At 46.8% G+C, this 21,213-nt stretch carries 26 protein-coding genes; 16 read left to right on the forward strand and 10 right to left on the reverse strand.

Going from position 1 to position 21,213, the window contains the following annotated elements; all coding sequences use genetic code 11:
• Positions 1–10 precede the first annotated feature (10 nt).
• Positions 11–814: an SPOR domain-containing protein gene (locus KF839_RS06760; protein WP_292917079.1), complete on the forward strand. Its 804-nt coding sequence runs from the start codon at positions 11–13 to the stop codon at positions 812–814.
• A gap of 83 nt (positions 815–897) precedes the next feature.
• Positions 898–1,536, forward strand: coding sequence for a thiol:disulfide interchange protein DsbA/DsbL (locus KF839_RS06765; RefSeq protein ID WP_292917080.1), 639 nt, complete (start codon positions 898–900; stop codon positions 1,534–1,536).
• Between the two features lie 36 nt (positions 1,537–1,572).
• Here KF839_RS06765 and KF839_RS06770 read toward each other — a convergent pair whose 3' ends face one another.
• Positions 1,573–1,803 (reverse strand): hypothetical protein, encoded by a 231-nt coding sequence (locus tag KF839_RS06770; protein WP_292917081.1) that lies wholly within the window; start codon positions 1,801–1,803, stop codon positions 1,573–1,575.
• Between the two features lie 180 nt (positions 1,804–1,983).
• Between KF839_RS06770 and KF839_RS06775 the strand changes: the two genes are divergently transcribed.
• From KF839_RS06775 to KF839_RS06790, 4 genes are all read left to right on the forward strand, one after another.
• Positions 1,984–3,594: an HDOD domain-containing protein gene (locus KF839_RS06775; RefSeq protein WP_292917082.1), complete on the forward strand. Its 1,611-nt coding sequence runs from the start codon at positions 1,984–1,986 to the stop codon at positions 3,592–3,594.
• A 34-nt stretch (positions 3,595–3,628) separates the two neighbouring features.
• Positions 3,629–4,246, forward strand: a complete 618-nt coding sequence (gmk, locus tag KF839_RS06780) for a guanylate kinase (RefSeq protein WP_292917083.1) — start codon at positions 3,629–3,631, stop codon at positions 4,244–4,246.
• 89 nt (positions 4,247–4,335) lie between these two features.
• Positions 4,336–4,539, forward strand: coding sequence for a DNA-directed RNA polymerase subunit omega (gene rpoZ, locus KF839_RS06785; RefSeq protein WP_292917084.1), 204 nt, complete (start codon positions 4,336–4,338; stop codon positions 4,537–4,539).
• A gap of 128 nt (positions 4,540–4,667) precedes the next feature.
• Entirely contained in the window at positions 4,668–6,770 is a 2,103-nt protein-coding gene (locus tag KF839_RS06790; protein WP_292917085.1) for a RelA/SpoT family protein, read from the forward strand.
• Between the two features lie 13 nt (positions 6,771–6,783).
• On the opposite strand, the gene KF839_RS06795 is transcribed toward KF839_RS06790, so the two are convergent.
• Positions 6,784–7,617 (reverse strand): cytochrome C assembly family protein, encoded by an 834-nt coding sequence (locus KF839_RS06795; protein ID WP_292917086.1) that lies wholly within the window; start codon positions 7,615–7,617, stop codon positions 6,784–6,786.
• A gap of 143 nt (positions 7,618–7,760) precedes the next feature.
• Here KF839_RS06795 and ffh point away from each other — a divergent pair, with 143 nt between their 5' ends.
• Positions 7,761–9,110, forward strand: a complete 1,350-nt coding sequence (gene ffh, locus KF839_RS06800) for a signal recognition particle protein (RefSeq protein WP_292917087.1) — start codon at positions 7,761–7,763, stop codon at positions 9,108–9,110.
• Positions 9,111–9,136: 26 nt separating this feature from the next.
• On the opposite strand, the gene dut is transcribed toward ffh, so the two are convergent.
• Complete coding sequence (gene dut, locus KF839_RS06805) at positions 9,137–9,586, reverse strand: dUTP diphosphatase (RefSeq protein ID WP_292917088.1); 450 nt, start codon at positions 9,584–9,586, stop codon at positions 9,137–9,139.
• On the reverse strand, positions 9,583–10,800 hold the full coding sequence (coaBC, locus tag KF839_RS06810) for a bifunctional phosphopantothenoylcysteine decarboxylase/phosphopantothenate--cysteine ligase CoaBC (protein ID WP_292917089.1): 1,218 nt from the start codon (positions 10,798–10,800) through the stop codon (positions 9,583–9,585). Before coaBC ends, dut begins: the two co-directional genes overlap by 4 nt.
• 176 nt (positions 10,801–10,976) lie before the next feature.
• Here coaBC and radC point away from each other — a divergent pair, with 176 nt between their 5' ends.
• Genes radC through rpmG form a run of 3 tightly spaced genes read left to right on the forward strand, consistent with a single transcriptional unit; the run spans position 10,977 to position 12,149 of the window.
• Complete coding sequence (radC, locus tag KF839_RS06815) at positions 10,977–11,651, forward strand: RadC family protein (RefSeq protein ID WP_292917090.1); 675 nt, start codon at positions 10,977–10,979, stop codon at positions 11,649–11,651.
• Between the two features lie 60 nt (positions 11,652–11,711).
• Entirely contained in the window at positions 11,712–11,948 is a 237-nt protein-coding gene (rpmB, locus tag KF839_RS06820; RefSeq protein ID WP_292917091.1) for a 50S ribosomal protein L28, read from the forward strand.
• Positions 11,949–11,993: 45 nt separating this feature from the next.
• Entirely contained in the window at positions 11,994–12,149 is a 156-nt protein-coding gene (gene rpmG, locus KF839_RS06825; protein WP_292917092.1) for a 50S ribosomal protein L33, read from the forward strand.
• Positions 12,150–12,279: 130 nt separating this feature from the next.
• On the opposite strand, the gene KF839_RS06830 is transcribed toward rpmG, so the two are convergent.
• The gene (locus KF839_RS06830) at positions 12,280–13,509 is read right to left on the reverse strand and encodes an EAL domain-containing response regulator (protein ID WP_323802051.1); all 1,230 of its coding nucleotides are present in this window, start codon (positions 13,507–13,509) and stop codon (positions 12,280–12,282) included.
• Positions 13,510–13,675: 166 nt separating this feature from the next.
• Positions 13,676–14,245 carry a hypothetical protein gene (locus KF839_RS06835; RefSeq protein WP_292917093.1) on the reverse strand — a complete coding sequence of 190 codons (570 nt, stop codon included), beginning with the start codon at positions 14,243–14,245 and terminating at the stop codon, positions 13,676–13,678.
• Positions 14,246–14,424: 179 nt separating this feature from the next.
• On the opposite strand from KF839_RS06835, the gene KF839_RS06840 reads away from it, so the two are divergent.
• The 3 genes from KF839_RS06840 to KF839_RS06850 all read left to right on the forward strand — a co-directional run bounded on the left by KF839_RS06840 (position 14,425) and on the right by KF839_RS06850 (position 16,049).
• Positions 14,425–14,652, forward strand: coding sequence for a hypothetical protein (locus KF839_RS06840; protein WP_292917094.1), 228 nt, complete (start codon positions 14,425–14,427; stop codon positions 14,650–14,652).
• Positions 14,653–14,726: 74 nt separating this feature from the next.
• Entirely contained in the window at positions 14,727–15,329 is a 603-nt protein-coding gene (gene nudF / locus KF839_RS06845; protein WP_292917095.1) for an ADP-ribose diphosphatase, read from the forward strand.
• A 354-nt stretch (positions 15,330–15,683) separates the two neighbouring features.
• Positions 15,684–16,049, forward strand: coding sequence for a DOPA 4,5-dioxygenase family protein (locus tag KF839_RS06850; protein WP_292917096.1), 366 nt, complete (start codon positions 15,684–15,686; stop codon positions 16,047–16,049).
• Positions 16,050–16,089: 40 nt separating this feature from the next.
• Here KF839_RS06850 and KF839_RS06855 read toward each other — a convergent pair whose 3' ends face one another.
• The 4 genes from KF839_RS06855 to KF839_RS06870 all read right to left on the reverse strand — a co-directional run bounded on the left by KF839_RS06855 (position 16,090) and on the right by KF839_RS06870 (position 20,077).
• Positions 16,090–17,391 carry an MFS transporter gene (locus tag KF839_RS06855; RefSeq protein ID WP_292917097.1) on the reverse strand — a complete coding sequence of 434 codons (1,302 nt, stop codon included), beginning with the start codon at positions 17,389–17,391 and terminating at the stop codon, positions 16,090–16,092.
• A gap of 7 nt (positions 17,392–17,398) precedes the next feature.
• Positions 17,399–18,784, reverse strand: a complete 1,386-nt coding sequence (gene fumC, locus KF839_RS06860) for a class II fumarate hydratase (protein WP_292917098.1) — start codon at positions 18,782–18,784, stop codon at positions 17,399–17,401.
• Positions 18,785–19,011: 227 nt separating this feature from the next.
• A complete protein-coding gene (locus KF839_RS06865; RefSeq protein ID WP_292917099.1) occupies positions 19,012–19,605 on the reverse strand; it encodes a mobile mystery protein B in 594 nt (197 codons plus the stop codon).
• A 7-nt stretch (positions 19,606–19,612) separates the two neighbouring features.
• Positions 19,613–20,077: a mobile mystery protein A gene (locus KF839_RS06870; protein ID WP_292917100.1), complete on the reverse strand. Its 465-nt coding sequence runs from the start codon at positions 20,075–20,077 to the stop codon at positions 19,613–19,615.
• 192 nt (positions 20,078–20,269) lie between these two features.
• Here KF839_RS06870 and KF839_RS06875 point away from each other — a divergent pair, with 192 nt between their 5' ends.
• The 3 genes from KF839_RS06875 to KF839_RS06880 all read left to right on the forward strand — a co-directional run bounded on the left by KF839_RS06875 (position 20,270) and on the right by KF839_RS06880 (position 21,118).
• Positions 20,270–20,455, forward strand: coding sequence for a hypothetical protein (locus KF839_RS06875; RefSeq protein WP_292917101.1), 186 nt, complete (start codon positions 20,270–20,272; stop codon positions 20,453–20,455).
• On the forward strand, positions 20,445–20,624 hold the full coding sequence (locus KF839_RS14865) for a type II toxin-antitoxin system RelE/ParE family toxin (RefSeq protein WP_416362352.1): 180 nt from the start codon (positions 20,445–20,447) through the stop codon (positions 20,622–20,624). Before KF839_RS06875 ends, KF839_RS14865 begins: the two co-directional genes overlap by 11 nt.
• Positions 20,625–20,977: 353 nt before the next feature.
• The gene (locus KF839_RS06880; protein ID WP_292917102.1) at positions 20,978–21,118 is read left to right on the forward strand and encodes a hypothetical protein; all 141 of its coding nucleotides are present in this window, start codon (positions 20,978–20,980) and stop codon (positions 21,116–21,118) included.
• Positions 21,119–21,213 lie beyond the last annotated feature (95 nt).

A 21,213-nucleotide genomic window follows, 5' to 3' on the forward strand; every position in this document is an offset into this window, starting at 1 on the left:
AAGGATATTCATGAGTCGAGATTATAAATCCCGCAAGTCGACGCGATCCACGCCGGAAAAAGGCGGCTCCGCATTCTTGGGCGGATTTGTGGGATATGCATTGGGTCTCGCGAGTGCCATCGGCATTTGGGTGTATTTTAACTACGGGCCTAACCCTTTTCTCGCGACGGAGAAAGTACCCAGTTCGGCAGAAATCAATCAAAAGCAAGCGACTGTAGAAGTACCTGTTACGCCGGAAAAAGTTGAAAAAGAAGAGCCGGTTCATTTAGCTGAAGAAAAACCAAAGTTTGATTTTTACAAAATATTGCCCGGTATTGACGAACCTGAAATCGATCATAACTATCGACAAACCGCGGAACCGCCGGCCGTTGAACCGAGGGTGCCAGTCAAAACGCCAGAAATCAGCAACAAACCCGCGGAATTGACGCCGCCACTCACACCGCGTCCGGCGCCGGTTATAACGCCACCCGAACCTTCACCGCAAGTTGCAGCAATTCAGCCGCGTAGTTATCCTGCGGAACCCGCTCCACCGCCGACTGCACCTCCTGCACCTCCTGTTACCACCCCGCCGCCAGTAAAGGAAAGACTCTTCCTGCAAGCGGGATCGTTCCGGAAAAGCGATGAAGCTGAAAATTTAAAAGCCCGATTGGCTTTATTGGGTTTGTTCGCCACAATTCAACCGATTGATCTAGCAGAAAGAGGTATTTGGTACCGGGTCCGTGTCGGCCCCTTTAACAACCGAACTGATATCGATCAGGCCAGTGCTTCGTTGAAAGAAAACGGAATCAATGCTCAGTTTGTAAGAATCCAATAAATTCTCTTGCCAGTTATTTTAGGAAAATGCAGGCTTTGAATGATCCTCTCCACTTACTTTCAAACTTTATTGAAGGAGTAAAAATGAAACGACGTCAATTTTTTTCGGTTTTCCTGCTTTTGTTAAGTTTCAATTTTATCAATCTTCCCGGCGTCCGGGCAGAGATCGTTGAAGGTAAAGATTACATAGTTCTCGCCAAACCAGTACCGATAGAGAATACCGGTAAAATTGAGGTGCTGGAGTTTTTTTGGTACGGTTGCCCGCATTGTTATAACTTACATCCACATCTTGCTAGCTGGCTAACCAACATCCCTGCAGATGTAAATTTCCGCTATGTACCCGCGATTCTACGCGCTAACTGGGTTCCGGCCGCAAAAATATTTCACACCATTGAAGCGATGGATGTAACCAGCACTTTGCATGATAAAGTTTACGATGCGATCCATCGTGACAAAATTGATTTGAATAATGATTCGGTATTATTCGATTGGATTGAAAAACAAGGCCTCGATAGGAAAAAATTTGAAAATACCTACCAATCATTTACCGTGCAGAATCAAGTTGCCAAATCAACACAAATGACCCGCCAATACGAACTCAATGGTGTTCCCGCTCTAATCGTCAACGGTAAATACATTACCAGCGGACGAATGGGAAGCACGCCGCAAGACACCATCAATACTTTAAACGGATTGATCGAAAAAGTACGTAAAGAGCAATAATAGCGGCGAACTGATGCTTGAATCTTCAGTGATACATCATCCATTCTGGACATCGTTCGCTTCTAAAAACAGTGCGATCTTGCCTATGGAGATCGCACTCGTTATTTTCACGATAATTGTAATCGCATAATTTCCAGCTTCCGCTGAGCCGCTTAGTCGCTTAACTGCCGTATGCCGGCGGTAAACGGAATCTGCGAGTCTATCTGCAAGCATTTCAATTTCATCACTTTTCCAAGTGATGAGAATTCTTCCATTCGATATTTTCATGATGAAGGCTTCCGAAGGTTTTTACAACGATTTTTCTCAAAATGAAACATACGGTCCATATTAATAACCCGATGACCATGCCGATAATTGATGAAATTAAATGTTCAGACACCATAGTTACTTATACGAATTAACTAATTCAGTTTTACTTAATCTATGTAATCATTAAGAGAATGCGGGATGAGATCAATACACACACCCTTTACAGCACAAAATAGCGCACCAAATGAATTGAATTCATCGGGAACAAGCACCATAACGATTAAAAATAGCTTACTTGAGGCCATCGCCAATGATCCTGATCTTCCAACGCTTGGCAGCTCCATTTCGCGCATCGTTCAATTGTCATCTTCCGATCATGAATCCATCCGTCAATTATCTTATTTTGTATTATCCGATGTTTCATTGACGCAAAAAATTCTGCGGTTATCCAACTCAGTTGCATTTAGATCCTCTTCCAATAAGGTCATTACCAGTATCACTAAAGCAATTTTCCTGATGGGTTTTAATTCCGTAAAAAACTGTGCCTTAGCGATGCTGCTTGTCGATGGCATGCCAGGAAAACAGGTTGAACATGTGCGAACCGAGCTGATTCATACCTTGGCAGCTAGCATGGTAAGTCGGGAACTCGCAAAACACAGCCAGTTCAGTGATGCTGAAGAAATAGTCGTAGTCACGCTATTTAAGAACCTCGGCCGCTTATTACTCGCAGCTTACGAACCCGATCACTATCAAAGAATGCTAGCGCTCATTACGCAAGGCACGCATACGCCATGGCAAGCGGCCATGCAGATACTTGGCTTTAATCTTGAAACATTGACTGAGAATATTTTAGAAAATTGGAGTATCCCTGCCAGTATTATTCAGGCGCTTAAAAATAGACCCGGCGGCAATCTCAATCTGGCAAAAAACAAGCAAGAATGGATGCAGCAAGCCGCGGAATTCAGTGAAAAGGCGGCACCACTCGCTTTAACCTGCACACAAGTTGACAGCTCTGTAACTAAAGAAAAGCTATTGAATCGTTTCGGTAAAGCACTCAATCTCGACAACACGAAGCTCGATCAGCTTATCGCGAATGCAACTGAAGAAACATATGCGCTTTTGATGGATACGGATCTCATCGCGTTAGAAAAAAAACGAACAAATAATCCCAGTTCGGCACCAACTGAATTTAATGGTGAAAATGAGGAAGATGTATTGAAAGAGCTGGTACTCGAAACGGGCGAAAACGATAATCATCAAATTATTCAACGATATCCAAGCGGGAAACCCTTTAATGCCTCGATATTGCTATTAAATGGAATTCAAGATGTGGCGGAAGTTATGGCTTCCGGTCATTATAAACTCGACGATCTGATTATGCTTGTGCTCGAAACTTATTATAATAGCTTAGGTTTCCGTTTTATCACGCTGTGTTTACTAGACTCCAAAATTAACCAGTATCGTGCACGAAGTACGCTTGGAAAAAACAATATGGCTTATCAAAAAGCATTTAACTTCCCGGTCGCATCCTCCATCGATTTATTCCATGGAGCTCTAGAAAAAAACGTCGATTTGCTGATTTCAGATGCTTTTGCACCCAAAATACGTAAACTCATTCCGCAATGGCATAAGGATTTACTACCCGATGCACGCAGTTTCATGATCCTTCCTTTGGTAACTCGTCAGAAGCCCATCGGATTTTTCTACGCGGATCGTGATACCGATGCGCCGGAAGGTGTTTCTTCAGAAGAAATCAGGTTAATCAGAACGCTGAAAGGGCAAGCTCTCACAGCTTTTAATTCCCGCTAACCATTTGGATAGATAACTAAAAATAGCACGTCAAATGATTAAAACAAACGGTTGTTTATTTGTCATTAGCGCACCATCCGGAACAGGCAAAACGAGCTTGGTCAAGGCCTTACTTCAATTAAACCCGGACCTTGCGCTTTCGATTTCACACACAACGCGGCCGCCTCGTCCCGGAGAAATCGATGGCCGTGATTATCATTTTGTAACTACGGCAACATTTCAACAAATGCTGCTCAACGGAGAATTTATTGAAAGCGCGGAAGTTTATGGCAATCTCTATGGCACTTCGCAGCAATGGGTCAATAAAGTCATCTCTTCCGGGCAAGATATTTTGCTGGAAATTGATTGCCAAGGCGCTCAGCAAATACGAAGGATTTTTCCGGAGTCTGTTGGTATTTTCATTATCCCTCCTTCATCCCAAGCTTTAGTAACCCGGCTAAAAGCAAGAGCGCAAGATAACCCGGAAATCATTCAAAAAAGACTTGCGGCCGCACGGGAAGAAATCAGTCATGTTGCCGAGTATGATTATGTGATTGTCAATGATGTCCTGGAACACGCGCTCAGCGACTTGGTAAGCATTGTAAAAGCCGAGCATTTAAAGAAATCACGACAGTTAATCAATCATTCGGAATTGATACGGCAATTCTCTTAGCTTGCTACTGCGTACTGCGAAACTCACGATTTCATCAATAATATAGTAAAATCTATCGACAATTTTTTAATGAACAAAGGGAAAAGCCCATGGCACGCATTACTGTAGATGATTGTTTAAAGATGATTCCTAATCGATTCGACATGACATTAACCGCGACGACGCGAGCCAGACAGTTGGCTATCGGCTCAGCACCATTGGTTGACCCAGGCCGCGACAAACCGACTGTAATTGCACTACGTGAATTGGCTCAAGGAAAAATCGGAATCGATATTCTTAACTCTAAAAATTAATACCTTACTCAACGTTGCTTCGATTCATGAAAAACTCGGAAGTATTAGCAGCTTAAAAGCCGATTTGCAAAAGGCGATTCAATCGCGCTAAAGTTATTGCCCGATGCACATCAACACTTAAAAACGTCATGTCAGAAACAGAGTTATTATTTTCTGAAACATCTCAGTATCTTAAATCCGAAGATATCACACAGCTCCGAAATGCATATTCATTTGGACAAGGCGCACATTCCGGGCAATTTCGGAAATCAGGTGAACCCTATATTTCTCACCCGGTCGCAGTTGCAAGAATTCTCGGTACGCTGCATCTTGATACTCCGACACTAACGGCCGCGTTATTACATGATGTCGTGGAAGATACCGATATTTCCAAAGCTGAAATTAGCGAGCGTTTTGGAGAACCGGTAGCCGAATTGGTTGACGGCGTTTCCAAGCTGACAAAAATTGAATTCCAAACACAAGAAGAAGCACAAGCGGAAAATTTCCGCAAAATGCTTATGGCGATGGCCCGGGATGTTCGCGTCATCCTGATTAAATTGGCAGATCGGCTTCATAACATGCGGACATTGGAAGTCATGCTCCCGGAGAAGCAACGAAGAATCGCCCGCGAAACACTCGAAATTTATGCTCCTATCGCACACCGATTAGGATTGAATACGATCTATCAAGAATTGCAAGAACTGGGTTTCCGCTATTCATATCCTTTGCGGTATAAGGTTTTGGTAAAAGCGACGAAAGCAGCGCGCGGAAATCGGCGGGAAGTTGTTGGAAAAATTCTCGACACCATTACTCAAAAATTGGAAGATGCGGAAGTGGAAGCGGAAGTTAGCGGTCGCGAAAAGCATCTCTACAGCATTTACATGAAAATGGTCGAGAAACATTTATCATTTTCCGAAGTATTGGATATTTATGGCTTCCGCGTGATTGTCAAAAATATTCCATCCTGCTACATCGCGCTAGGTATGTTGCATAGCTTATACAAGCCCATTCCCGGAAAATTCAAAGACTATATCGCGATCCCCAAAGCCAACGGCTATCAATCATTGCATAGCACATTGCTGGGTCCCTATGGCATTCCCATCGAAATCCAGATCCGCACCGCTGAAATGCATCGAATCGCTGAAAATGGCGTCGCCTCCCATTGGCTTTATAAAAGCTCGGATATTGATTTTAATGAATTACACTCAAAAACAAATCAATGGCTGCAGAGTTTGCTGGAAACATTGAGCGGATCAACCGATTCGCTGGAATTCCTGGAACATTTAAAAATTGACTTATTTCCCGGCGATGTTTTCGTATTTACACCGCAAGGAAAAATATTGACGTTGCCACGTGGCTCAACTGCGGTGGATTTTGCGTATGCAGTACACTCCGATGTCGGCAATTGCTGTGTCGCCGCTAAAATAAACGGAGAAAACGCGCCGCTTCGTTCACAGCTTAAAAGCGGAGATCGCGTTGAAATCGTTACCGCGCCGTATGCAAAACCGAATCCTGCATGGTTGAGCTATGTTGCAACCGGCAGAGCACGCTCACACATTCGTCATTTCCTTAGAACCATCCAATATGATGAGTCGGTTAAATTAGGCGAACGCATGTTAACCCAAGCATTGCTGTCATTTAACGTCAATCCGGAAACAATCAGTGATGTTCAATGGGACAAATTGGTTCGTGACAGCAGCGTCAAATCGAAAGATGAATTGTTCGCAGAGATGGCTTTGGGTAAACAATTGCCGATCGTCGTAGCCAAACGATTGGCATCACCTGAATTTATTTCCAACCAACAAAGTGCCGGTCCTATCACCATTCTGGGTACAGAAGGAATTACCGTGCAATTTGCAAAATGCTGCCGCCCGATTCCGGGGGATACCATCGTTGGTATTATTAAAAAAGATTCCGGGCTCATCATTCACACATTTGATTGCAGTTATGTCACCAGCAACCATAAAAATTCCGATAATTTTATGGATGTAACATGGGGCAAAGACATCACAAAAACTTTCGAAGCCGGTATTAAAGTCACGACTGCCAATAAACAAGGCGTGCTTGCACGCATTGCAGCCGAGATAGCCAAAGCTGATTCCAATATTGACGATATCGCCATGGAAAGCGAAGGCGATTACATGCACATGCGCTTAATCATACAAGTCAATAACAGGCATCATCTGGCCCAGGTCATGCGCAATCTTAGGCGTCTCAAGGAAGTTGTCAGAATTAACCGCACCAGAAATTAAAGTGCACGGAACGTTATCGATTAAGAATAATCTCCAACACAAATTTACTTCCGATATACGCCAGCAGCAACGTAATAAAACCAGCCAAGGTCCAGCGGATTGCAATCCTTCCGCGCCACCCATAAAATTGCCTTCCCGCTAATAACGCTGCGAACACCCCCCAAGACACGAATCCGAAAAGCGTTTTATGCGTGAACGTCAACGGCTGTCCGAAAACTTCTTTCGAAAAAACCACCCCGCTCATTAGCGTTAATGTGAGTAAAATAAAACCGACCCAGATAATATGGAAGAGCAACTTTTCCATTGCCAATAACGGCGGCAAGTTATTAAAAATCGACCGCGTTACCGGATGATGCAAATGCCGCTCCATAACGATCATTAATAGCGCATGCAATGCAGCGATCGTCAATAAACTATATGCCATCATGGCAACCAGCAAATGCGCTTTGAATGCCGGAAACTCAGTGTTCTCAAGCGGACGGATTGATGGAAACAGCAGTGGCAGTAACATGGCGACTGCAGCTGCGGCAGCCACCGGCGCAACCAAAGTCTGCATCCCTTGTAATCGTTTTGAAAAGCCGGAAATCCAATAAATGAAAGCAGTTAACCACACGATCGACGAAACCGCATTACTCAACCCAAAACTGAGACTGGCGCCAACAAACATCGATTGGTAAAGTGTTGTGGCATGAAGTAACAGCGGCACAAGCATTCCATAATGCGCCCAGGCGACATTCACTGCCTGCCCCCTTGCTTCTGACGGCTGATTCCAAGTATTCTTCCAAAGAAACCAACTGATCAGTATATAAAGCAAAAAAGCAGCGAGATAAGTTAAAATGCTGATCATCAGAAGTTCAAATTTTATTAAATTGAAATAATTGGTTAGTCTACATGGCGCTTTAACAAATTCAAAGAGTTTGCCAGCATTATATTAATAAAATTTGAATCACCTTTAAGTTATGTGATCATCGACCTTTATGAGGCTTCATTATGTTTGAAAATCTTACCAGCCGATTCAGCGGTATTATCAAAACCTTACGCGGCGAAGCACGGCTGACTGAGAGCAATATTCAAGATGCATTGCGCGAAGTCCGCTTAGCGCTGCTTGAAGCGGACGTTGCGTTACCGGTCGTTAAGGATTTTATTGCCCGCATCAAGGAGAAAGCCGTCGGGCATGAAGTGCTTAATAGCCTTACCCCCGGTCAAGCGTTGATCGGCGTGGTTCATCAAGAATTAATCAACCTCATGGGGGTGGAAAAGGCGGATATTAATCTTGCCACAGTACCTCCCGCCGTCATCTTAATGGCGGGATTGCAGGGCGCTGGTAAAACAACGAGCAGCGGCAAGCTCGCCAAGTGGTTGATGGAGCAAAAGAAAAAGAAAGTACTGCTGGTATCTTGTGACATTTATCGACCGGCTGCGATTCACCAGTTGGAGCTCCTCGCCCAACAAACCGGTGCTGATTTTTTCCCCGTTGCGGATGGACAAAAGCCTGGCGAAATCAGCGTAGCCGCACTGGATTATGCGCGCAGGCATCACCACGATGTCATGATCGTCGATACCGCGGGCCGATTAGGGATTGACGAAGCGATGATGCTTGAAATCAGCGAATTGGAAGCGCTGTTGAAACCGATCGAAACGCTATTCGTGGTGGATGCCATGCAAGGTCAAGATGCTGTTAACACCGCCAAAGCATTCTCGGATGCATTACCTTTGACAGGTGTGGTTCTGACCAAACTGGATGGCGATGCACGAGGCGGCGCCGCTTTATCTGTCAAGCATATCACCGGGAAACCGATCAAATTTGTCGGTGTCGCGGAAAAACTGACCGGCCTCGAAGCATTTCATCCGGATCGAATGGCTTCCCGCATTTTAGGCATGGGTGACGTACTCGGATTGATTGAAGAAGCGCAGCGTAGCGCCGATCAGCAAGAAGCTGAAAAGCTGATGAAAAAAATGAAATCAGGTAAAGCATTTGATTTGGATGATTTCAAAGCGCAATTTCAGCAAATGCGTAATATGGGCGGAATGAACGCCTTGATGGACAAATTACCGGCGCAACTCAGTCAAGCGGCACAAAATATCAAAGTGGACGATAAACAGCTTAACCGGACGGAAGGTATTATTAACTCCATGACCAAACAAGAACGCGTAAAACCGGAAATTCTCAAAGCCTCGCGTAAACGCCGCATTGCAGCCGGAGCGGGAGTATCCGTCCAGGAAGTCAATCGTTTACTGGCGCAGTTTGAACAAGCCAGAAAGATGATGAAAATGATGAACAAAGGCGGAATGGCAAAAATGATGCGTGGAATAAAAGGCATGTTGCCTCGATTCCATTAATCCTAACAGCATCAACAATTGCCGGATCAATGTTTACCAGTACTGCCAAAGCCATCCGCGCCACGGTGGCTTTGATCGAAATCATCCACACAATTGAATTCGACTTGAATAACCGGAACCACAACAAGCTGCGCAATCCGCTCCAAAGGATTCAAATTAAACGCGGTCTGCCCCCGATTCCAGCATGAAACCAGAATCTGTCCTTGGTAATCGGAATCAATTAATCCTACGAGATTGCCTAGAACAATTCCATGTTTATGTCCAAGCCCGGAGCGCGGCAATATCAAAGCGGCCAACCCGGTATCAGCCAGATGCATGGCGATACCCGTCGGAATAAGGCAAGTTTCTCCCGGACTGATGGTCATCGGTTGTTCAATACAAGCTCGCAAATCCAATCCGGCTGAACCAGGCGTCGCATAAGCCGGAAGTTGTGTATGTAAGCGTTGATCAAGGATCTTAATATCGATTTTTTTCATGTTCTGCCATGTTGCCGGTTGTAAAGTACATAAATATGCTGCATCAATTGTCGCGCCAGTTCAATTTTGGATGCCTTCGGAAGAATATGTTTACCGCTATCATCGAACAAAACAAGCTCGCTTTCATCAAATCCGATGGCTTTCTGAGCCAGATTAGCCACCAATAAAGGCAATTTTTTTTGTTCACGCTTGGTTGCGGCATTTTGATCCAAATCGTCTGTTTCTGCTGCAAAACCGACGCAGAATGGCGGTTCCGGAAGATTCGACACCCACTTCAAAATATCCGGATTAGGAGTCAATTCGATGTTTAGATTGTTTGCCGTTTTTTTTAATTTCTGCTGACTGACATTGACAGGGCGATAATCAGCCACGGCAGCAACGCTTATAAAAATATCGGCATGCGCGATTTCTGCTTGGACTGCTTGCAACATATCTTCAGCGCTCACCACCGGTAAAAACTTGTTGACTGCGGGTACTGGCAGGCAAGTTTGCCCGGAAATCAGCGTGACTGATGCACCCGTCTCTATTGCCGCCCGAGCGATTGCATATCCCATCTTCCCGGAGCTTTTGTTGGTGATTCCACGCACTGCATCAATCGCTTCGTAGGTGGGTCCGGCAGTGATCAAAATGTTTTTTCCGGCCAACTGCCGGTTACTCTGCAAGCAATCTTGCACGGATTGCAGCAATTCGCTGACTTCCAGCATCCGTCCCATACCAACCTCGCCGCAAGCTTGCTCACCGCTTGCGGGTCCTAAAATTCTCACGCCATCTTGTTGTAGTCGACTTACATTACGCTGTGTCGCGGCATTTTCCCACATTTGACGATTCATGGCAGGCGCTACCAGCAACTGGCAATCACGTGCCAAACATAACGCAGTAAGCAAATCATCGGCCAAGCCATTGGCAATTTTTGCAATGAAATCAGCACTTGCGGGAGCTATCAGAATCATATCGGCGTCACGGGATAAATTAATGTGTGCCATGTTATAGCTGGCGTTGGTCTCCCACAAATTTGTATAAACCGGCTGTCCGGTTAAGGATTGAAATGTTGCCGAATTTATAAATTGACAAGCCGCCTCGGTCATCACGGTTTGTACTTCGACGCCATTTTGTGTCAACAAGCGCGCCAATTCTGCGGCTTTATAAGCAGCCACTCCGCCGGTAATGCCCAGTACGATATGTTTCGGGGATTTGGCGGATTCCAGGGTTGTCATGAAATAGTATTACCTTAATTACAGCAAAGCTTCGAATGATATAAGTTGCGTAAAAACTGATACATTCAAAATTGTTCAATTTCTCTATATTGTGTGCCGCTAACTGGAAAAAGGCAATTTTCCCGCGTCTTCATCACATTCAAGAATATTCAATATTAAGCAAACTGCACGGTTATATGGCGATCACCAACTGGCCCCTATCGGAACGTCCCCGGGAAAAACTACTGCAAAAAGGTGTTAGTGCGCTTTCTGATGCAGAACTGCTGGCTATTTTCTTACGCACGGGTATAGCCGGCAAGAGCGCTGTCGATCTCGCAAGAGAATTGTTATCACACTTCGGTAACCTGACCAATATATTTGCAGCAAGCCAAGCCAATTTCTGCAAAATACCCGGAATGGGAATTGCAAAATACACGCAATTACAAGCCGTGCTGGAGATGGCCAGGCGCGCGCTCAGTGAAGAATTGAGAAGTGGAAATACCATGAACTCACCCGCGCTCGTGCGGGATTTTCTACGCCTTAGCCTTGCGAACAAACAACAGGAAGTGTTTATCGGTATTTTTTTAGATGCAAGAAATCATGCAATCGCAACCGAAGAACTCTTCAGCGGCACATTAACACAAACAAGTGTATATCCACGAGAAGTGATTAAACGCGCGCTATATCACAACGCCGCTGCGATCATCTTCGCGCATAACCATCCTTCCGGCGTCGCTGAGCCGAGTCATTCCGATAAAGTTTTGACACAATCGCTCAAACAAGCATTAGCATTTGTTGACGTAAAAGTTCTCGATCACTTTATTATCGGTAACGATACCGCACTATCATTTGCCGAACATGATTTAATTTGAGCAAATCACCCGAATCAGGATATAATTTAAGCTTTTAAGAATTTTGGAGAGTGCATCATCATGGCACGAGTATGTGAAGTAACTGGTAAAAAACCGATGTCTGGTCACAACGTTTCTCATGCTAACAATAAAACCAAGAGACGTTTCCTGCCGAACCTGCAACGGCGCAGATTTTGGATCGAAAGTGAAAAACGCTGGATTAGCTTGCGGTTAACCAATGCAGCGCTGCGGACAATCGATAAAAACGGCATTGAAGCCGTCTTGGAAAAAATGCGTTCTGAAGGCAAATGCGCTTAATAAGAGCAATCGTAATCATCATTGACAAGTTAGGAACTCATCGGAATGCGTGAAAAAATTAAACTTGAATCTTCAGCCGGCACAGGCCATTTCTATACAACAACAAAAAATAAACGAGCAAAACCGGAAAAATTAGAGATCATGAAATTCGATCCGGTTGCCCGGAAACATGTGAAATATAAAGAAACCAAACTTAAATAATTGCGCGGCGATTCGCGTAATATTCACATCCGCTCTAGGCTGCCAGTAGAAACAATCGGTTGGTCTAGAGCTATGAGGTGTCAATCCAAATCAACCTCGCCCTCAATCTTTGAGTCAACTGAATATCTGGTCATTTCGCTGTAACCTTCAATTCATCCTGCACTCTTTGCTGCCAAACCTGTTGCCAGCCCGGCAGGTCAGCAGGCAATAACGGTTCGGAAATAAAATTTCCTTGCGCCATATCACAACCCGTTTGCCGTAAAAGCTCCCAATCATTCCGGTCTTCCACGCCTTCTGCGACGATATCCATCCCCAGTTGTTTACCCATCGCCAGACTGGCATCGTAAATCGCGCGCAAAGTATCGTCCTCCCATGCACGATGCACAAATCCCTGATCGATTTTCAGTTCGTTGAATGGAATATCACGCAGTTGCGCTAATGAGGAATGACCTGTCCCGAAATCATCAATTGACAAATGAAAGCGTTTCAAGCGCAAACGCGTCAGAATCTCCAATGGCACGCGTGCATCCGCTCCCATTACTTGACTCTCGGTGATTTCAATCACAATTTTTTGCGGCGGCAGATTATTCTCATTGACAAGATTCACCACCATGTCTTGAAAATCCAGAGAGGTCAGATTATCCATGGTGACATTGATCGATACGCGCAATGTCTGGCCTTCCTGGTGCCATTTCCCGGCTTGCACAACCGCTTGAGTCAACACCAAACGTGTCAGATCATCAATCAGATTATTGTCTTCGGCGATATGAATAAATTGATTCGGCGATACGACTCCGTCTTGCGGGTGGTGCCAACGCACCAACGTTTCGACTCCGATCACTTCACCACTGACAACCGACACCTTCGGTTGATAATAATTGACTAATTCCCGATTGGTAATGGCGGCTTGCACATCCTCAGCGCTATAAGTTTTGCTGTTAGAAATGGGTGAAGCCACTTCGCCGACGGTCAATTTTTGCAGAATTTCCGATAATTTACCGGGATCTACCGGTTTGTGCAAATAACCGAGCAACGGAATTTTATGCGCTTGCACCAGCTTTTCAGCCGTTCTCAGCATCCGTTCATCTTCACCGCTGACCAGAATCAACTTACCTCGATAATCGCGATCGACCAGATAACGGACAAACTCGATGCCATCCATATCCGGCATATTCAGATCCAGCAAAATCAATTCCGGCCGCGTATCCGCTTGATCGATTTTTATTAAGGCATCGGAGCCGTTGTCACAGGTCGTGACCGTGGAATAACCCAATTTTGCAAGCATCCGGGTTAGCAATTTAAGCATGAACGTGTCGTCATCCAGAATCAGGATTTTAATATTGGCGGGTCCCTGCATCATTTATTATTAGTTGATTATCAAAATTACGAATCGAGTATCACCACGACACGATTCACGAGATCATACACCGTGTAGAAAGAAAGTTGATAACTATCGGCTTTTATCACGCTGAAAGACACAATAGGAAATCGCGCTTTAATGAAGAGCATCGTACTCAATCATCGGTTCAATCGTCGATCAACAAATGGCCAAGCAGTGCGAAAATCCCGATAGCGATACCCGTAACGAATTGCGCATGCACCAGATAGGAAAACTTCTTCAACTCCACCGGCGAATAACGCAACGTCAGAAACATCCCGAAAACACCTTGCCAAATGACTAAACCCAGCAGCGCCGGAAAAAACAGTATATGGCTGTAACGCGGAAACCCCATCAGCGCAATGTGCAGCAAAATCACCGCCACAGCCGCGATCCCGAAGTAAATATGAGTACGATTCAGCCAAATCAACAAGCGATTCAAATACGTGGAATCCACCGGCGGCACATAATCCGGGAGCAGGCGCTGCGCCAATTTTCCTTGCCCCAGCAACAATTTGAGCAAAGTGCGGCAATAGATAAAGATTAACAGTGCTAAACCGGATTTTCCGAATACTTCACCAATTTCGGTTAGAAAGGTTTCGCGTTCTTCGGGAATCGGATGAAACGCGTAAGCGTAGAAAAAATATATCAACGAAATCAAACCGACGGTTACCGCATAAATCAGAATATTGCGAATATTTTTTAACGATTGCTGCATATCAATAAAACGAACAAAATATTAATTAAAATGCCAAATATAACGGATTGCTGTTCATAAGTCCGTTTTTATTGATAAAGCTTGAAAATACCGGGAAAAACCATATTTTTTTAAGCGTTACATAGCAATGCAGTGTGATTCAATAACATCTCTTCAATAATATTGCATGGAGGTTAATGATGATCAAAGAACTATCATTTGACGATGACGACGGATTCTATCCCATCGATAATTTGACTGACGACGAAGAACTCATCGTCGAAGACAAAATTCCACGCGGGAAGCTTGCGAAAATCATTGACGAATATGAAACCGTCAAAGATGATTACGACGTTAGCGCCGATGTGGATATCGAGGTAGATGACGATGATGATGATATGAGCATCGATACGCTAAGAATGCGTTAGTACTCAGACTCGGCATGTCATTGCCACTTACCAACGCAGCGTAACCATAAAACTGCGTCGTAAGGATTACCGCAATGGCAAAAGATGTAAAAGTTATCGAGAAAACAGTTTGTTATCAAGGATTCTTCCGCTTGGAGAAATACCATCTCCGGCATCGGTTATTCAACGGTGAATGGAGTCCTGTACTAACGCGGGAAATGTTCGAACGCGGCCATGCTGCAGCTGTGCTGCCCTATGATCCCGTCCGGGATGAAATCGTGTTGATCGAACAATTCCGGCCCGGTGCGATTGATGCACCCGGTGGCCCCTGGTTATTGGAAATCGTCGCCGGTATGATCGAAACCGGCGAAACCGCCGAAGCCGTGGTGAGGCGCGAAGGTATCGAAGAATCCGGCTGCATCATTACCGATTTGATTCCGCTTTACGATTTTCTAGTCAGCCCCGGCGGCACCACGGAGCGCATCGCACTATTTTGCGGCCGCACGAATGCGGCCATCGCAAACGGCATCCACGGCGTCAGCGAAGAAGGCGAAGACATCAAAGTGCATGTCGTTGCTTTCGATACCGCGATGACCTTACTAAAATCCGCAAAAATCACCGCCGCCAGCGCAATCATCGCGTTACAGTGGCTGGCGCTCAATCGCGACGACGTCAGAGCGCGCTGGCTTACCGGTTAATCCGGAATTTCTTCGTTTACTGGCAGAAGTCAAAAATCCACACCGATCGCGGCTTGCGCAATGAACAGCAATCCTACACGGTTACGCTCCAATCGCTTCAAACAATAAAGAATTATCCGACAAAATATATTTCATCGTTAGCCGTAACAGTTTTTTGCTTTATCCGGGTTATTAACAGCCGGATAAATATGATGATCGTTCATGAATACGCTATATTTTCCTTAAATGCTCAAAGATATCGATGTGAGACACGTGCTGTCATTACGAAATAGTATGATACTGAATCTTAGTTCCAATGGCGGTTCTAAGATCGAAATCTCAACGAATTCGCATGACAGGAAAATTTATCGAATCATGGAAAAATTTCACGCGCACATCTACTTTACGGATAACGAAATCGAACTCGCACAGCAGGTCAGAAACGATTTAATTCGTGCAATTCCGCAATTAACCTACGTGGGGGAACTAATACCAAAACCGATCGGCCCGCATTCCAGGCCGATGTTTGAGATTCATATCCCTGCGGCAGAGATCGATCACATTGCTCCGGTCATCGATAAGAAACGGGCAGGGTTATCGGTATTGATTCATCCCGTCCAGGATGACGAATTGGCAGCGCATACGGTATTTGCGAGATGGCTCGGGGAAAAATTGGAGCTCGACTTAAATATCTTGAATCCAATCAAAGATACGCAGCGTATTAAACAAAGCGGCACTTAAAGACTGTTTGCGGCGAAAATTTTATAAAGGTTCTTTTGTCTTAATAACCAACCTTCGCCATTTCCCGCCCGCGCTTCTCATCGACCGCCGCAAGAATCAGCAGGCCGACCACAAAAAAAACCAAAGTGCTGAGCAATGCCGCACGGTGATCGCCTGCCAGCAGATAGACCAAGCCGCCGTACGTTAACGGTCCGATCATCGCGGACAATTTGGTCGCCAATCCCCACAAACCGAAAAACTCGCCCTGCCGCCCTTCCGGGGTGAACTGCCCGACCAGCGCACGCCCGGCCGATTGCGCGCCGCCCAAGGCCGTGCCGATCAGATTGGCGGCGATCCAGAATAGAAATTCATCGGTGGCAACGTACGCGCATAGGATCGCCGCGATCCAGATCAACAGGGTGATGGCAATGCAGCGTTTCGAACCGATGCGGTCCTGCAGGTGGCCGAACAGGAATGCGCCAATCGCGGCAGTGACATTGACCACCATAATCAAAATAATCGTATCTTGGGTTTGAAACCCCATCACTTCCTGCGCATACACCGCCGCCAACACGATGACGATGTAAATCCCGGCGTAGTAGATCGTCAATGACGCCAAAAAACGGAACAAATCGGTATGTTGCCGCGCCTGACGCCAGGTTACGCCCAGCCGCTGGAAACCGGCGCGGATTAATGACGCGCCAACGACGGTACCGGAAACGGTCGCGCGCTCGCGCAACCACAGCAACGTCGGCAACGCGGCGAAACCGAACAACGCCGCCACGATCAGATTGGTCACCGGCACGTAGTCGGCGGCTTCCATGCCTTGCGCTTCGGCATAGGTGACATACGCCAGGCACAATACCAGCGACAGCAACCCGCCGAAATAGCCGAGCGCCCAACCGTAACCGGACAGCCGCCCCATCGTCTCCGGCGTGCTGATTTCCGGCAAAAACGCCGCGATCAGATTCTCGCCGCTGGAAAACATAAACGTCGCCAGAATCACCAACCCCATCGCCAACGCGATGTCGCCCGGACCGGCGAAATACAACAGCGCGGTAAATACCACGCAACCGGCGGTAGTCACCGCCAGAAAGCGTTTTTTCGCACCGGAATAATCGGCGATCGCGCCGATCACTGGCGCAGTGAGTAGCACCAAGCCGTTGGCTACCGCCATCGCCAATGTCCATAATAACGTGGCGTTACCACTGCCTTGTCCGGCGGCGATTACACCGACAAAAAACGCATTGAAAATAGCGGTCAGAATCACCGTGGTAAACCCGGAATTGGCGAAATCGTACATGCACCACGCGAAACGCTCGCGGCGCGTGACGGGCTCGGTCGAATGAAAGGGTAATGCCATTGTGCGGTTATTTGCCGACCATCTTTTCCGGCACCACCCAGGTGTCGAACTGTTCTGCCGTGACATAACCGGTGGCGATCGCGGCGGCTTTCAATGTCGTTCCTTCACGGTGCGCTTTTTTGGCGATTGCGGCGGCTTTATCGTAACCGATATGCGGATTCAGCGCGGTCACCAGCATCAATGAGTTGTGCATCAAGGCGTCGATGCGCTCGACATTGGCTTCGATACCGACCGCGCAATGGTCGTTAAAGCTCACCATCGCATCGGCCAGCAAGCGCACGCTTTGCAGGAAATTGTGAATGATCAGCGGCTTCATCACGTTCAGCTCGAAATTACCGAGCGCGCCGCCCATGTTGACCGCGACATCGTTGCCCATGACCTGACAGCACACCATCGTCATCGCTTCCGATTGCGTCGGATTGACCTTGCCCGGCATGATCGAACTGCCCGGCTCGTTCTCGGGAATGCGCAATTCGCCGATGCCGCAACGCGGCCCGGATGCCAACCAGCGGATATCGTTGGCGATTTTCATCAGCGAAGCCGCCAATGTTTTCAACGCACCGTGCGCGTGCACTAACGCATCATTGCTCGCCAATGCTTCAAATTTATTCGGCGCGGTGACGAATGGCAGCCCGGTCAGGCGCGATAATTCGGCGGCGACGCGCGTTGCAAATTCCGGGTGCGCATTCAACCCGGTGCCGACCGCGGTACCTCCCAACGCCAATTCGCACACATGCGGCATGGCCGCTTCGACATGACGCAACCCGTGATCCAGTTGCGCGATATAACCGGAAAATTCCTGTCCCAATGTCAACGGTGTCGCATCCTGCAAATGCGTGCGGCCGATTTTGACGATCGCATCGAACGCTTGCGCTTTGGCCGCCAGCGTTTCGCGCAATTGCCGGATCGCCGGAATCAGCCGCTGCCGCAATTCCTTCACCGCAGCGACGTGCATCGCGGTCGGAAACACATCGTTGGACGATTGCCCCTTGTTGACCTCGTCGTTCGGGTGCACCTTGCGATCCGCGCCGCGCCCGCCGCCGAGAATTTCCGACGCTCGATTCGCCAATACTTCGTTGACGTTCATGTTGGTCTGCGTACCGGAACCGGTTTGCCACACCACCAACGGAAACTGATCGTCAAAGTTGCCCGCGATCACCTCGTCGGCCGCTTCGATGATCGCCGCAGCACTGGCGGCATCGAGCAAACCCAAATCGTGATTGACCTTGGCGGCGGCGCGCTTGACCCGGGCCAGCGCATGAATCAGCGCCACCGGCATACGCTCGCCGGAAATTTTGAAATTCTGCAACGAGCGCTGCGTTTGCGCGCCCCACAGCGCTTCGGCGGGCACCTCAACCACGCCCATGGTGTCGCGTTCTTCACGGGTTTGCATAGATAGTTACCTCATCAAATTAGATCATTGAATAAATTTGCCAACGAATCGCTGAATTACTATGAGAGACCTTTGCACGGTTACTACGCGGCACGATAATCGCGTTAAAAATTCGCGAAAAATGCTCATTTACCCCGTGTAAACTCCTTTCTTCGCAAATTTTTCCCTTATTCTAGTACCGCTCATGACACCGTGCAAAGGTCTCTATGAGTTTATTATTCCAACAGCTAAGAACGCGCAAATATCAGGAGTAGCTTTATATCGTGATTGTCAGCGGCACGTAAGGCTTCAATATAGCGAGCGCGGGTTTCTCCGGCATCGACCAGATTGGCACGCCCCCATGTGAATGGCTCTTGTTCAAGCTGCTGAGCGAGAAGATCGCCTATAAGACGCGAGAAGCGTCCGTTTCCGTTGGGAAACGGATGGATTGCAACAAGACGGTGACTAAACCGCACCGCAATCTCATCGGGGGGATAAGTTTTATGTTCGATCCAGTAACAAGCATCGTCAATGGCTTGATGCATATCCATTGTAATCCGATAGGCATCGGCACCAATGTTGCGGGCTGAGGTGCGATATCGCCCTGCCCAACGCCACACATCCCCAAACATGCGCTTGTGCAATTGGCGCAAGAAATTTTGATCAAGCACATCCCGCTTCTTGCGTGCGGCAGCCCAGCGCAACGCCTGACCGATGTTGATTTGCTCCGCTTCGTTGAGTTCGTGCCGCAACGTGATATAGGCAGGAATAAGCTGTTCACGCTCTTCGGCTGTCAGTGGGGTATTCGCATCATCGTCGTCGGTAAATAATGGATCTGGCATGACAATGCTACTTATCCTCCCATAACCCTTTTAGTGAGCCTGACAGGATAAGCTCGACCATGCGCCGCTGTTCATCGTCGAGATCGGATTTGAGCAAAGCTTGGTTTTCCAGTCGCATGGTGTGATCAAGCCGGGCAATGTCTTTGCGCGTTTTCTGGATAGCACGCTCACGCAGAATATCATCGAGCGGTTTCGTCGGCACGAAAGCATACACAAAGGTACAATTCATTGCCTCGGCAGCTTCACGCAAGGTCTTGATCGTAGTTGCGCCCGTCACTTCCGCTTTTTCAATCACCGGAATACGTGAAGGGGAAGCATCCATACGCGCGGCAAGCTGGCGGGCCGTCATGCCGAGCGCTTCACGAATGGCCTTTATCCATCCCCGTGGCGGCGCAACAACCCCTGCCTCACGCAAGGGTGCGAGACGTCTCTCCAATTGTTTTCTGGCTAGCGATGCTTGGTCTTTGTTCATATTAATATGTCCATATTATCGATCATATTAATACATAAATATGAACATATCAATAATTAATTGACATTAATATATGAACAAAATTAGATAACAAACGAGATCTGATCCTTTCTTGGAATCGGTTTTATGCTTGACTTTAAACAACTAATGGGTAATTCTTAGCTATTAACGTAGAATCGAGAGGAAATCTCTATGCAAACAGCCAAACAATCAGCAAAACAAATTATCGATCAAGTATCAGATCAGGCAAGCTGGGATGACATCATGTATGAGCTTTATGTGAAGCAAAAAATTGAAAAAGGGCTCAAGGCGGTTGAAGATGGATTTACCGTGCCCCATGAAGAAGCAAAAAAACGGCTGCTAGGTAATGCAGATTAGATGGACCGAATTGGCATTAGATGATCTGGTAGCCATTCAATCTTACATTTCCAAGGATTCTATACTTTACGCCAAGCAATTTATTGAACAGATCTTCAATACAGTCAATCGCCTGAAGGACTTTCCCGAAATCGGGCGACGCGTACCAGCGTGTAGGGTGGATAAGTGAAACGCCATCCACCGAGATCTCAGGCGATCATCGCAGCAATACCTGTGGATGGCGCTACGCTTATCCACCCTACTTGCTGATGTTGGGGTTCGTACCTCACCCCAACCTTGTATATTAACCCCGACAAGAAAATTGTATTAGAGTAATGCCAATTTCTGGGGAAGCCGACCCAACCTTAAGCTCTGAGCTTGTACGTAGAAAGGCTCCCCGCCCTCGTCATCCATATCGCGGAGTATCCAAGGTCTGTAAGCTTAGCTTCTGAACCTGAATTTGCAAGGAAGATAGATGAAGTGCCAGGGTCAGGGAAACCAGAAAGCATGATAATAACAAAAATGATTTCGAGGTGATAATCAATGAATCATATTGGTATTGATGTTTCAGGTAAAGCATTGAGTGTGGTGGTCAGTGTTAATGGTAAGCATCGAAAAGCACAGCCGTATGAGAATGCACCGGAAGATCATAAACGCTTAGTTGCTTTGATTCAAAAATTGTAGGGTGAAAGCACCGTGTGTATGGAAGCGACAGGCATGCATCACTGAATCGCCCCGGGTTTTCCGGAGATAAAATGATTTGAGAGGAGGGAAAGATG

It is taken from the genome of Nitrosomonas sp., from assembly GCF_019635155.1.
Lineage (GTDB): Bacteria > Pseudomonadota > Gammaproteobacteria > Burkholderiales > Nitrosomonadaceae > Nitrosomonas.